An 11,001-nucleotide genomic window follows, 5' to 3' on the forward strand; every position below is an offset into this window, starting at 1 on the left:
TCAGTGCCCGCCTTCGCTTGCGTGATTGATGGTGTACTTCGGAATTTCGACCACCAGGTCTTCGTCCGCGACCACGGCCTGGCACGACAGGCGCGACACGGCTTCCAGGCCCCAGGCTTTGTCCAGCAGGTCTTCCTCGGTTTCGCTGGCTTCGTTCAGCGAGTTGATCCCCTCGCGCACCAGCACGTGGCAGGTGGTGCAGGCGCACGATTTCTCGCAGGCGTGCTCGATGTGGATGTCATTTTCCAGCATGACGTCACACAGGGTTTTGCCGGCTTCGGCTTCGACGACAGCGCCGTCCGGGCACAGTTTGGCGTGGGGCAGGAATACGATTTGTGGCATGTTCAGCTCTATGTTGATTTAAACGACTTGGTCCAGCGATTTGCCGGCCAGCGCACTGCGCACGCTGCGGTCCATGCGGCGCGATGCAAATTCTTCGGTGCCGTGCGCCAGTGCTTCCACCGCCGCCTTCACCGCCTGATGGTCAGCCGCGCCGGTCTGCGACTGCGCTACCACCTCGCGGGTGTTGGCGATCAACACATCGACCGCCACGCGCTCTTGGTCCGACAGCAGCGCCGCATCTTCATCCAGCGCCGACTGGGTGGCCAGCAGAATGCGCTCGGCCTCCACCTGCTCTTCACGCAGCGCGCGCGCTTTCATGTCATCAGCGGCCGACGAGTGCGAGTCTTGCAGCATGCGTGCCACGTCGTCATCGCCCAAGCCATACGAAGGCTTGACGGTGATCGACGCTTCCACGCCCGAGCGCAGTTCGCGTGCCGATACCGACAACAAGCCGTCCGCATCGACCTGGTAGGTGATGCGGATGCGTGCCGCGCCGGCCGCCATCGGCGGAATGCCGCGCAACTCAAAGCGCGCCAGCGAGCGGCAATCGGCCACCAGCTCACGCTCGCCCTGCAGCACGTGCACCGCCAGCGCGGTCTGGCCATCTTTAAACGTGGTGAACTCCTGCGCGCGGGCGCAAGGGATGGTCGAGTTACGCGGAATGATCTTCTCCACCAGCCCGCCCATGGTCTCGATACCCAGCGACAGCGGAATCACATCCAGCAGCAGCCAGTCATCGCCCGGCGCGCGGTTACCGGCCAGCAGATTGGCCTGGATGGCGGCGCCCAGGGCCACTACCTTGTCCGGATCGATATTCGCGTGCGGCGTGGTGTGGAAGTATTCGCTGACCGCGCGGTGCACGTGCGGCATGCGCGTCGCGCCACCAACCATGACCACGCCATCGACATCGTCCGCGTCGACATTGGCGTCGCGCAGCGCTTTCTTGATGGCCTTCATGGTCTTGTCGATCAGGTGCTTGGTGATCTCCTGGAACTTCTCGGCGGTGATAGTCAGGTGGACCTGCTCACCCGACTTCAGCGCGGCGTCCACAGTCACTTCAGACTTGGTGGACAGCAGTTCCTTGGCTTCACGCGCTTTCACCATCAGAACAGCGGTGTCTTCATCCGACAGTGGCGCCAGTTTTTCTTCCTGATGGATGTGGCAGAACAGTCGGTGATCGAAATCGTCGCCGCCCAGCGCGGAATCGCCGCCGGTGGACAGCACTTCGAACACGCCCTTGCTCAGCTTCAGAATCGAGATATCGAAAGTGCCGCCACCCAGATCGTAGACCGCGAAGGTGCCTTCCGAACCGTTATCCAGGCCGTAGGCGATGGCGGCGGCGGTCGGCTCGCTCAGCAGGCGCAGCACGTTCAGGCCGGCCAGTTGGGCCGCGTCCTTGGTGGCTTGGCGTTGCGCGTCGTCGAAATAGGCAGGCACGGTGATCACCGCACCAACCAGATCGTCGCCCAGCGAATCCTCGGCGCGCTGGCGCAGCGTGGCCAGAATCTGTGCCGACACCTCGACCGGGCTTTTCACGCCAGCGATGGTTTTCAGCTGCACCATGCCGCGACCGCTCTCGCGGTCGCCATCAACGAATTGATACGGCAGATTCTCGGCATAAGCGATATCCGCCAGGCCACGGCCCATGAAACGCTTCACGGAGACGATGGTGTTTTTCGGATCGGTGGTCTGCGCGGCCTGCGCCTTGTAGCCGATGTTGGCATGACCGTTAGGCAGATAGCGCACCACGGACGGCAGCAGCGCGCGGCCGTCTTCGTCGTTCAGCACTTCTGGAATGCTGTTGCGCACAGTCGCCACCAGCGAGTTGGTGGTGCCCAGATCGATCCCCACCGCCAGCCGATGCTGGTGCGGTGCAGTGGACATGCCGGGTTCGGAAATTTGCAGAAGTGCCATGAGACGAGACCTGTATTCTTGTTGTCAGCGGTGTCGGCGCCAGCGTGCGGCGCCAGCCATCACGCTTCGATTGCTTCAAAGGCGAAGCGGACTTCTTCGCCGAATTTTTCGAGGAACATCAGCGCGCGCACGCCTTGGGCGGCGGCCTGGAAATCGCTCGCGTTGATCTGCTGTTCGATCTGCGCCAGCTGCTGCTTGCGCGCCTGGCGCAACTGCTCGTCCAACGACTCCAGCGCGTCGCTGTCCTTGGCCGCGCGGGCATCGCCCAGCTCTTCGCGCCACTCCATTTGCTGCATCAGGAAGGCCATCGGCATCGCCGTATTCGACTCGGTCTGCAGATCGACGCCATTCAGCTCGCACAGGTACTGCGCGCGCTTCTGCGGATGCTTCAGGGTCTGGTAGGCTTCGTTGGCGCGGGTGGCCCACTGCATGGCGACGCGCTTTTCGGCGTCGGTGGCGTTGACGAATTTGTCGGGATGGACGCGGTTCTGCACGTCGTGGTAAGCGCTGTTCAGCGCATCCGCGTCGACGGCAAACTGCTTGGGCAGATTGAAGAGTTCAAAGTGATTCTGCATGACGTGTCAGACGCGGAAGCTTTCACCGCAACCGCAAGCGTCTTTCTCGTTCGGGTTGTTGAACTTGAAGCCTTCGTTCAAGCCTTCGCGCGCGAAGTCCAACTCGGTGCCGTCGATGTACGGCAGGCTTTTCGGATCGACGAACACTTTCACGCCGTGCGATTCGAACACGCTGTCGTCAGCGGTCACTTCGTCGACGTATTCCAGCTTGTAGGCCATGCCCGAGCAGCCGGTGGTGCGCACGCCAAAACGCAGACCGATGCCCTTGCCGCGGCGCTCGATGTAGCGGTTGATGTGTTTTGCTGCTTTTTCGGTCAGGGTGATTGCCATGTGATTCTCCCGCGCCCCGGAACTGCCGGGGCGCCGTCGTGATTACGCTGCTACTGGGTGTTTTGCCTGGTAGTCCTGCACTGCGGCCTTGATGGCGTCTTCCGCCAGGATCGAGCAGTGGATTTTCACCGGCGGCAGCGCCAGTTCTTCAGCGATCTGGGTGTTCTTGATCGACAGCGCTTGGTCCAGCGTCTTGCCCTTGACCCATTCGGTCACCAGCGAGCTCGATGCGATGGCCGAACCGCAGCCATAGGTCTTGAATTTGGCGTCTTCGATCACGCCATCGGCGCCCACTTTGATCTGCAGCTTCATGACGTCGCCGCAGGCAGGCGCGCCCACCATGCCGGTGCCTACGCTGTCGTCGCCTTTTTCAAACGCGCCAACGTTGCGTGGGTTTTCGTAGTGGTCCAGTACTTTATCCGAGTAAGCCATTTTGATGCTCCTGTATCTTAATAATTAGTGGGCTGCCCATTGGATCGAATTGATATCGATGCCTTCTTTGAACATGTCCCACAGCGGCGACAGTTCGCGCAGTTTGTTGACCTTGGACTTCATCAGTTCGATCGCGAAATCGATGTCGGCTTCGGTGGTGAAGCGGCCGATGGTGAATCGGATCGAGCTGTGCGCCAGTTCGTCGCTACGACCCAGCGCGCGCAATACATAAGATGGTTCCAGCGAGGCCGAAGTACAAGCGGAGCCCGACGATACCGCCAGGTCTTTCACCGCCATGATCAGCGACTCGCCCTCAACGTAGTTGAAGCTGACGTTCAGGTTGTGCGGCACACGGTGTTCCATGTCGCCGTTGATGTAGGTTTCTTCGATCTCTTGCAGACCTTTGGCCAGACGGTCGCGCAGCGCTTTGATGCGGGCGATTTCGCTGTCCATTTCCACTTTCGCCAGGCGGAACGCTTCGCCCATGCCGACGATCTGGTGGGTCGGCAGCGTGCCCGAACGCAGACCGCGCTCGTGGCCACCGCCGTGCATTTGTGCTTCGATCCGTACGCGTGGCTTGCGGCACACGTACAGCGCGCCCACGCCTTTCGGGCCGTAGGTTTTGTGCGCGGTGAAGGTCATCAGGTCGACCTTGGTTTTTTGCAGGTCGATCACCACTTTGCCGGTCGCTTGCGCGGCGTCGCAGTGGAAGATGATGCCTTTCGAGCGGCACAGTTCACCGATCTGGTCGATCGGCTGGATCACGCCGATCTCGTTATTCACCAGCATGACCGAGATCAGGATGGTGTCCGGGCGGATGGCGGCGGTCAGCTGCTCGATGGTGATCAGGCCGTTGTCCTGCGGTTCCAGGTAGGTCGCTTCAAAACCCTGGCGCTCCAGTTCACGCACGGTGTCCAGCACGGCTTTGTGCTCGGTTTTCACGGTGATGATGTGCTTGCCCTTGGTTTTGTAGAACTGCGCCGCGCCCTTGATGGCCAGGTTGTTCGATTCGGTCGCGCCCGAGGTCCAGATGATTTCGCGCGGGTCGGCATTGACCAGCGCCGCCACGTTGGCGCGCGCCTCTTCCACCGCTTTTTCCGCGGTCCAGCCGTACATGTGGCTGCGCGAGGCCGGATTGCCGAACTGTTCGCGCAGATATGGAATCATCGCATCGGCGACGCGCGGATCGATCGGCGTGGTGGCCGAGTAGTCCATGTAGATCGGGAAGTGCGGCGCGGTCTGGAATTTCACGTCAGCGATGTTTTTTTCTGGGGCGTTCATCTGGTTACTCCGTTAGGGCTTACAGCGCGACGTGGTTGCCATTGCGGGGCATGACCACGACACTCTGTTCAGCGTTCTTCTGCTTTTGTTGATCGACCAGATCCTGCAGCGATACGGAATCCAGATAATCAACCATCTTTTCGTTCAGCGTGGCCCACAGTTCGTGGGTCATGCAGCGCGCGCCGCTGGCGGCGTCCGCGCCATGGCAGTTTTCCTTGCCGCCGCACTGGGTCGCATCAAGCGGCTCATCCACGGCGATGATGATGTCGGCGACGGTGACCTTGTCGGCGCGGCGCGCCAGACTGTAACCACCGCCGGGGCCGCGGATCGATTCAACGATCTCGTGGCGGCGCAGCTTGCCGAACAGCTGCTCCAGGTAAGACAGCGAAATCGCCTGACGCTGGCTGATGCCGGACAGCGTGACTGGACCTTTGCCTTGGCGCAAAGCCAAATCGATCATCGCAGTCACAGCAAAACGGCCTTTGGTGGTCAGACGCATCACTACCTCGGTTGAGTTAAAATATCGACCTTCTTGATTCAGCGCAAAGTTCGCGCAAAGCCCGATTAGTTGATCGATTTAGTCAAGTATACCAAACTTTAACAAAGCTTGCTGGCCGCCACTCAGTCAGCCATTCAGCAGCTGCATAGGGCGGAACAGCTCGTGCATATCCTTATTACCAATGAAGCTAAGGTTGTAAGGGTGCTCCGCCGCGATTTGCGGGAAATCTTTCATTACAGGTAACTTGCTCAGCAGTTCGGCGATTTTTCCCCACAGGATCATCGTCGGCACTTGCTCGGCCTGCTTGGCGAGGCCGGCCATCACGGTCTGGAAGAATGGCAGCCAGGCTTTGGCATCCTTGACCGGCGGCACGTGATGACGGAACACCAGCGAGGCGTTCAACAGCAGGAAGCCCTGCTCGGTCAGCTTGCGCTGCATGTCGGCCAGCGTCAGGATGTGGCTGCCGGCGCCGCTGCGGGCCTGGGCCGAGACCGCCGCCATCGCCTCGCCGGCGGTGCTTTCCAGCTGCAACTGGCCGTCTGCCACCAGCAGCATCTTCATGAAGTTGCGCAGCGAGGTGGCTTTGTTGACCGGCTTCGACAAGCCGCCACCCACCTCGTCCGACCACAGGCTGCGGACGGCCCCATCCATGAAACAGACGCCGGTGGCGCTCTCTGCTCGGGGATATGGACCTTCGCCCACCAGTACATACTTCACCTGCTGCAATGGCAGCGCGAAGGCGGCGAACAGCCGTTGCTCGGTTGGCAGGTAATCGTCCTGCGCCAGTTGCGGCAGGTAGTCCGGTGTGGCGGCCATCATGGCTTCCAGGCCCGAGATCAGCAGCGGGCGCCAGGACATGTCGGCGCGTTCGAGCGCCGCCAGGATGGTGGTCGGGATCGTCATCAGGGGAAATCGCAATCGGGGAAAGGTGAGATTGTAACGCGCCCCGCGCCTCAGCGGCACTTTCTGATAAGAAAGTGTTAATATTATTTTCAAATATTTGTAAAAACTGTGGGGAATAAATGGGCCGTACACGCTGGATTGCCGCTGCTGTGCTGATGATGTCGATGAGCGCCGGCGCGCAAACCCCGTCCACCGCGCTGGACGAGGCATTGGATGCGCCCGGCCGCGCCCACGTCATCAACGAATTTGCGCGTCGTTTGACCGAGCTGCATGTCGATCCGGGCCGCGCCAAGCTGGCCGCCGACGATTTGCGCCAACGCCTGGCGCGCGGCGACTACGACGAATACACGACGGCGCGCGCACTGGCGGCGCGCGTCACGCGCGATCTGGCGGCGGTGGCGCTGGACCGTCATACCTATCTGGAATATGTGCCGTATGAGCTGGGCGACGAGCGCCAGCGCCCTGCCGCGACCGCGCCGTCGGCGGACAACTACGGTCTGCGCAAGTTCGAACTGCTGGCGGATGGCGTCGGCTACCTGAAAATCAGCCGTTTCGCGCCGCTGGATAGGGGCGCACTGGAAGCAGCCGGACGCTTCATGTCGCAGGCTGGCGACTGCCCCGCCCTCATCATCGATCTGCGCGATGCCAGCGGCGACGGCCAGGCGATGGCGGCGCTGTTGTCCAGTTATCTGCTGGAGGACAAGCGCAGCTATCTGTTCAAGGATAAGCAAGTTCACCTGCACGATCAGCTGGACCGCGAAGGCCGCGTGACCGAGGAGTTCTGGACCAGCGCCGAGGTGGCCGGCAAGCGCTTCGGCGCCAACAAACCGCTGTATCTGCTGGTGAATGAGCGCACCAGCGGCGCGGCCGAGGGTTTCGCTTTCGATCTGCAGAAATATGTGCGGCGCTCGCTGGCCGGTGCGCCGGCGCGGGCGGTGGTGGTGGGCGCGCCGACGACGGGCGATGCGCGGGTTGGCGCCAAACAGCGCATCTCGCGGCAGTTGCAAACCTCGATCGCCATTACCCGCGCCAGTAATTACCTCAGCCGCAGCAACTGGGAAGGCAGCGGCGTTCAGCCCGACCGCATGGTCGCGCCCGCCCACGCACTCGACACCGCGCTGGAGCTGGCGCAGGCGGCGATTCGTCCGCGCGTGGCGGGCACGCCGGGAGCTGCGGCCGGTGCTGGCGGATCGGCTCACTCCGGCGCATCGACTGCCTCGGGCGCGACGGCAGCATCGGGCGCGACGGCTGGCTCCGGAACATCCGCTGCGGCGACAGTGTCGGGAACGGCGGGCGCCGCAGCTGGATCGAGCGGATCGGCTGCGACTGCGGCTGGGCGCGCCTCGGGCTCATCCGCCACGCCCGCCCCCGCGCTGCCGCCAGCGCCGCTGCCGGAGCCCGGCAACCGCTGGTAATTACTCGGCGTCCGGCTGCTGGGCGGGATGGGCTTGCTGGAAAGCCTGCAACTCACTGCAGGCGGCGTAAATCCGCATGATGGTCGGATACGGCGTCATATCGACGCCAAAGCGCTGCGCGCCAAACACTTGCGGCACCAGACAGCAATCGGCCAGCGTCGGCGTATCGCCGTGACTGTAGCGGCCGGTGCGTGGATCGTTAACCAGCAGCTGCTCCAGCGCGGCCAAGCCGGTGCGCAGCCAGTGTTGTTGCCAGCCCAGCTTGACGTCCTCACTCACCCCCAAGGTGCCGGTCAGATACTTCAACACGCGCAGATTGCCCAGCGGATGGGTATCGGCCGCGACCGTGAGCGCCAACGCCCTCACCCGCGCGCGATCGGCGGGATTCGAAGGCAGCAATGGCGCCTGTGGCTGGGTTTCGTCCAGATACTCGACGATCGCCAGCGACTGGCCCAGCACTTGGCCATCGTCCTCCAGCGCCGGCACCAGCATGGATGGATTGACGGCACGGTAGGCGTCGCTCAACTGCTCGCCGCCGTTGCGCAACAGATGAATCGGCACCGCGTCGTAATAGACGCCTTTCAGATTAAGCGCAATGCGCACGCGGTAAGCGGCGGAACTACGGAAGTAGGTGTAAAGCTTCATGGATGATCTCCTCCTTGTGCACAGCATTAGATGGCAGATTCCACGGCGATGCAAATCGTATTTTTGCCCGCACAGCGGTGACCATGCACTTCAGGCGCCTGACGTTTAATTTCACTAAAGAAAAGAAAGTTGCATTAAATCCATTGTGGAAGCGCTTTCGTGTTGTGTATCCTTGACCGATGAACATCTTGCACATTGATTCTTGCGCCCTGGGCGACAATTCCGCTTCCCGTCAAACCACCGCTGCGGCCATCGCCGCGCTGACGGCGGCGAACGAACAGGCAATCGTCCTCTACCGCGATCTGGCCGCCGCCCCGCTGTCGCACGCCAGCGGCCCGCTGCTGCAAGTCATCAGCCAGCGCTGGGACGCCGACATTCCGATGAACGCCGAGCTGCGCGCCGAAGCGCTGCAAAGCGCCTCGCTGCTGCAGGAATTCCAGGACGCCGACGTGGTGGTGCTGGGCGCGCCCATGCACAACTTCTCCATCCCGTCGACGCTGAAGGCGTGGCTGGATCGCCTGCTGGAACTGCAAATCGCCGCCGGCACACCACACGCCGACCTGCATCTGCTGCTGGTCACCTCCGGCTGCGCCATCATGGGTGTGCAGGCCGAGGAACAATTGATGGACAACCACGAAGCCCAACTCAAGGCCGCCTTTGAATTCATCGGCGTCAACCGCCTGACCACGGTGCGCGCCGTTGCAGACCTGCCACCGGCACTGCAACTCGCGGCCTGATGATAGCGCTATCGCTGTTTTATAATGCAGCATCATGACTGCGAACACCATCACCATCAATCAACAGATGGACAAGTTTGACGGCCACCACAGCGTCTGGCTGTTTGGTTACGGCTCCTTGATCTACAAGGCGGACTTCCCCTACCTGCAACGTCGCCCGGCCAGCATCGCCGGCTGGACGCGGCGTTTCTGGCAAGGCTCGCACGACCATCGCGGCACACCCGAGGCGCCGGGCCGCGTGGTCACCATCATCGAAGAGGCCGGCGCCATCTGCCACGGCATGGCCTACCTGATCACGCCGGAAGTATTCGCCCACCTAGACCACCGCGAAAAGAACGGCTACCTGCGCCTCGCCATCCCCATCACCTTCGAGGATAGCGACCAGGTCGAGGGCTTGGTTTACATCGCCACGCCCGACAACACCGCCTTCCTCGGCGCCGCCTCGGAACAGGACATCGCCGCCCACATCGCCCGTTCGGCTGGCCCCAGCGGCCCCAACGCCGATTACCTCAACCACCTGGCCACGGCGCTGCGCGAGCTGGGCCGCCACGACCAGCACGTGTTCGACATCGAACGTCACCTGGCCGCGCTGCAGGCCGGCTCAGAATAAATCCATCTGTCCGGCGTCGGCCGCCGCCTTGGCGCGCGCGCCCAGCGGCGGCACCACCAGCGGCCGCGTGAACTGCGACGCATCCATGCGGTGGAAGCGGCTGCCACGCCCGGTCAGCCCCAGCCGTTCAGATGCGATCTTGACGCGCTGGCGTATCAGTTCGGCCCAGACGCCCTCGCCTTTCATGCGGGTGTCGAAATTGCTGTCGTAGTCTTTGCCGCCGCGCATTTCCCGCACGCGGTTCATCACGCGCTGCGCTCGCTCGGGGAAGTGTGTTTGCAACCACTCCTTGAACAGCGGCGCCACTTCCCACGGCAACCGCAGCACCGTGTAGTGCGCGCTGACGGCGCCGGCTTCCTTGACCGCTTCCAGTATCCGCTCGATGTCCGGCTCGGTAACGAAGGGAATGATGGGCGCGATGCTGACCGCCACCGGTATGCCGGCCTCGGTCAGCGTGCGGATGGTGCGCAGGCGGCGCGCGGGGGCGGCCGCGCGCGGTTCCAGCGTGCGGGCGATGACCGGGTCCAGCGTGGTCAGTGTGATGGCGACCCCAGCCTGCTGCTTGGCCGCCATCGGCGCCAGAATGTCGATGTCGCGCTCGATCAGCGAGGATTTGGTGATCAGCCCGACCGGATGCTGGCATTCCTGCAGCACTTCCAGCACACGCCGCGTCAGTCGCAGCTGGCGCTCGCAGGGCTGGTAGGCGTCGGTGTTGACGCCAAGCGCGATCGACTGCGGTTCGTAGCCCGGCTTGGCCAGCTCGCGCCGCAGCATCTCGGGCGCATTGACCTTGGCGAAAATCTTGCTCTCGAAGTCCATGCCCGGCGACAGCCCAAGATAGCTGTGCGTCGGTCGCGCGAAGCAGTAAATGCAACCATGCTCGCAGCCGCGATACGGATTCAACGATACACTGAACGGCAAATCCGGCGAAACATTGCGACTCAGGATAGACTTGCACAGTTCTTCGGTCACTTGCGTTTTCCATGGCCTGGCCTCCTCTTCTTCCCGCTCCCAGCCGTCGTCATAGGCTTCGCGGGCGTTGAGTTCATAACGCCCCTGCATATTGGATACCGCGCCCCGGCCCTTTTGCGCTTTGAGCGAGGGCGGGGGCAGCATCACTTGCTCTTGATTGTTTTCATCATAAGACATGGCGGGACTCAAATACTGTATGCATATACAGTATTCTAGGCCGTAAAAATCGCCATATCAAGCGAAATATCAAATGCGCGGTTTGGGGCCGTGCGTGCCAAGCTGGTATCATGCCGGGCTTCGCCGCAACGCGCGCCCGGCGCGACGTTCGGCAACCTCACAGTGAGCA

The 11,001-nt window shown here is 62.3% G+C and carries 13 protein-coding genes; 3 read left to right on the plus strand and 10 right to left on the minus strand.

Annotation, left to right across the window (positions count from 1 at the left end):
- The 8 genes from fdx to GJ699_RS03675 form a co-directional block, all read right to left on the minus strand.
- Nucleotides 1-342, minus strand: a complete 342-nt coding sequence (fdx, locus tag GJ699_RS03640; protein ID WP_154373226.1) for an ISC system 2Fe-2S type ferredoxin — start codon at nt 340-342, stop codon at nt 1-3.
- Between the two features lie 18 nt (nt 343-360).
- Entirely contained in the window at nt 361-2,256 is a 1,896-nt protein-coding gene (hscA, locus tag GJ699_RS03645) for a Fe-S protein assembly chaperone HscA (RefSeq protein ID WP_154373228.1), read from the minus strand.
- Between the two features lie 59 nt (nt 2,257-2,315).
- Complete coding sequence (hscB, locus tag GJ699_RS03650; protein ID WP_154373230.1) at nt 2,316-2,831, minus strand: Fe-S protein assembly co-chaperone HscB; 516 nt, start codon at nt 2,829-2,831, stop codon at nt 2,316-2,318.
- A 6-nt stretch (nt 2,832-2,837) separates the two neighbouring features.
- Complete coding sequence (iscA, locus tag GJ699_RS03655) at nt 2,838-3,161, minus strand: iron-sulfur cluster assembly protein IscA (RefSeq protein WP_154373232.1); 324 nt, start codon at nt 3,159-3,161, stop codon at nt 2,838-2,840.
- Between the two features lie 42 nt (nt 3,162-3,203).
- Nucleotides 3,204-3,593 carry a Fe-S cluster assembly scaffold IscU gene (gene iscU / locus GJ699_RS03660; RefSeq protein ID WP_154373234.1) on the minus strand — a complete coding sequence of 130 codons (390 nt, stop codon included), beginning with the start codon at nt 3,591-3,593 and terminating at the stop codon, nt 3,204-3,206.
- Between the two features lie 24 nt (nt 3,594-3,617).
- Nucleotides 3,618-4,874, minus strand: coding sequence for an IscS subfamily cysteine desulfurase (locus tag GJ699_RS03665; RefSeq protein WP_154373236.1), 1,257 nt, complete (start codon nt 4,872-4,874; stop codon nt 3,618-3,620).
- 19 nt (nt 4,875-4,893) lie between these two features.
- Complete coding sequence (iscR, locus tag GJ699_RS03670; protein WP_154373245.1) at nt 4,894-5,373, minus strand: Fe-S cluster assembly transcriptional regulator IscR; 480 nt, start codon at nt 5,371-5,373, stop codon at nt 4,894-4,896.
- 126 nt (nt 5,374-5,499) lie between these two features.
- Nucleotides 5,500-6,276, minus strand: a complete 777-nt coding sequence (locus tag GJ699_RS03675; protein WP_154373247.1) for a uracil-DNA glycosylase family protein — start codon at nt 6,274-6,276, stop codon at nt 5,500-5,502.
- A 119-nt stretch (nt 6,277-6,395) separates the two neighbouring features.
- On the opposite strand from GJ699_RS03675, the gene GJ699_RS03680 reads away from it, so the two are divergent.
- Complete coding sequence (locus tag GJ699_RS03680; protein ID WP_154373249.1) at nt 6,396-7,691, plus strand: S41 family peptidase; 1,296 nt, start codon at nt 6,396-6,398, stop codon at nt 7,689-7,691.
- On the opposite strand, the gene maiA is transcribed toward GJ699_RS03680, so the two are convergent.
- Nucleotides 7,692-8,336, minus strand: a complete 645-nt coding sequence (gene maiA / locus GJ699_RS03685) for a maleylacetoacetate isomerase (protein WP_154373251.1) — start codon at nt 8,334-8,336, stop codon at nt 7,692-7,694.
- A 188-nt stretch (nt 8,337-8,524) separates the two neighbouring features.
- Here maiA and GJ699_RS03690 point away from each other — a divergent pair, with 188 nt between their 5' ends.
- Nucleotides 8,525-9,073 (plus strand): NAD(P)H-dependent oxidoreductase, encoded by a 549-nt coding sequence (locus tag GJ699_RS03690; protein WP_195763452.1) that lies wholly within the window; start codon nt 8,525-8,527, stop codon nt 9,071-9,073.
- Between the two features lie 34 nt (nt 9,074-9,107).
- Nucleotides 9,108-9,683 carry a gamma-glutamylcyclotransferase gene (locus GJ699_RS03695; RefSeq protein ID WP_154373255.1) on the plus strand — a complete coding sequence of 192 codons (576 nt, stop codon included), beginning with the start codon at nt 9,108-9,110 and terminating at the stop codon, nt 9,681-9,683.
- Here GJ699_RS03695 and GJ699_RS03700 read toward each other — a convergent pair.
- Entirely contained in the window at nt 9,675-10,799 is a 1,125-nt protein-coding gene (locus tag GJ699_RS03700) for a PA0069 family radical SAM protein (protein WP_229261936.1), read from the minus strand. The genes GJ699_RS03695 and GJ699_RS03700 overlap by 9 nt on opposite strands.
- Nucleotides 10,800-11,001 lie beyond the last annotated feature (202 nt).

The sequence above is a fragment of the Duganella guangzhouensis genome, from assembly GCF_009674535.1.
GTDB classification, from domain to species: Bacteria; Pseudomonadota; Gammaproteobacteria; order Burkholderiales; family Burkholderiaceae_D; genus Rugamonas; species Rugamonas guangzhouensis.

Coding starts and splice junctions, on each gene's coding strand:
- GJ699_RS03675 (WP_154373247.1), bottom strand. CDS start 6,276: ATGACGATCCCGACCACCATCCTGGCGGCGCTCGAACGCGCCGACATG.
- hscA (WP_154373228.1), bottom strand. CDS start 2,256: ATGGCACTTCTGCAAATTTCCGAACCCGGCATGTCCACTGCACCGCAC.
- GJ699_RS03700 (WP_229261936.1), bottom strand. CDS start 10,799: ATGCTGCCCCCGCCCTCGCTCAAAGCGCAAAAGGGCCGGGGCGCGGTA.
- GJ699_RS03665 (WP_154373236.1), bottom strand. CDS start 4,874: ATGAACGCCCCAGAAAAAAACATCGCTGACGTGAAATTCCAGACCGCG.
- maiA (WP_154373251.1), bottom strand. CDS start 8,336: ATGAAGCTTTACACCTACTTCCGTAGTTCCGCCGCTTACCGCGTGCGC.
- iscU (WP_154373234.1), bottom strand. CDS start 3,593: ATGGCTTACTCGGATAAAGTACTGGACCACTACGAAAACCCACGCAAC.
- fdx (WP_154373226.1), bottom strand. CDS start 342: ATGCCACAAATCGTATTCCTGCCCCACGCCAAACTGTGCCCGGACGGC.
- iscR (WP_154373245.1), bottom strand. CDS start 5,373: ATGCGTCTGACCACCAAAGGCCGTTTTGCTGTGACTGCGATGATCGAT.
- iscA (WP_154373232.1), bottom strand. CDS start 3,161: ATGGCAATCACCCTGACCGAAAAAGCAGCAAAACACATCAACCGCTAC.
- GJ699_RS03695 (WP_154373255.1), top strand. CDS start 9,108: ATGACTGCGAACACCATCACCATCAATCAACAGATGGACAAGTTTGAC.
- hscB (WP_154373230.1), bottom strand. CDS start 2,831: ATGCAGAATCACTTTGAACTCTTCAATCTGCCCAAGCAGTTTGCCGTC.
- GJ699_RS03680 (WP_154373249.1), top strand. CDS start 6,396: ATGGGCCGTACACGCTGGATTGCCGCTGCTGTGCTGATGATGTCGATG.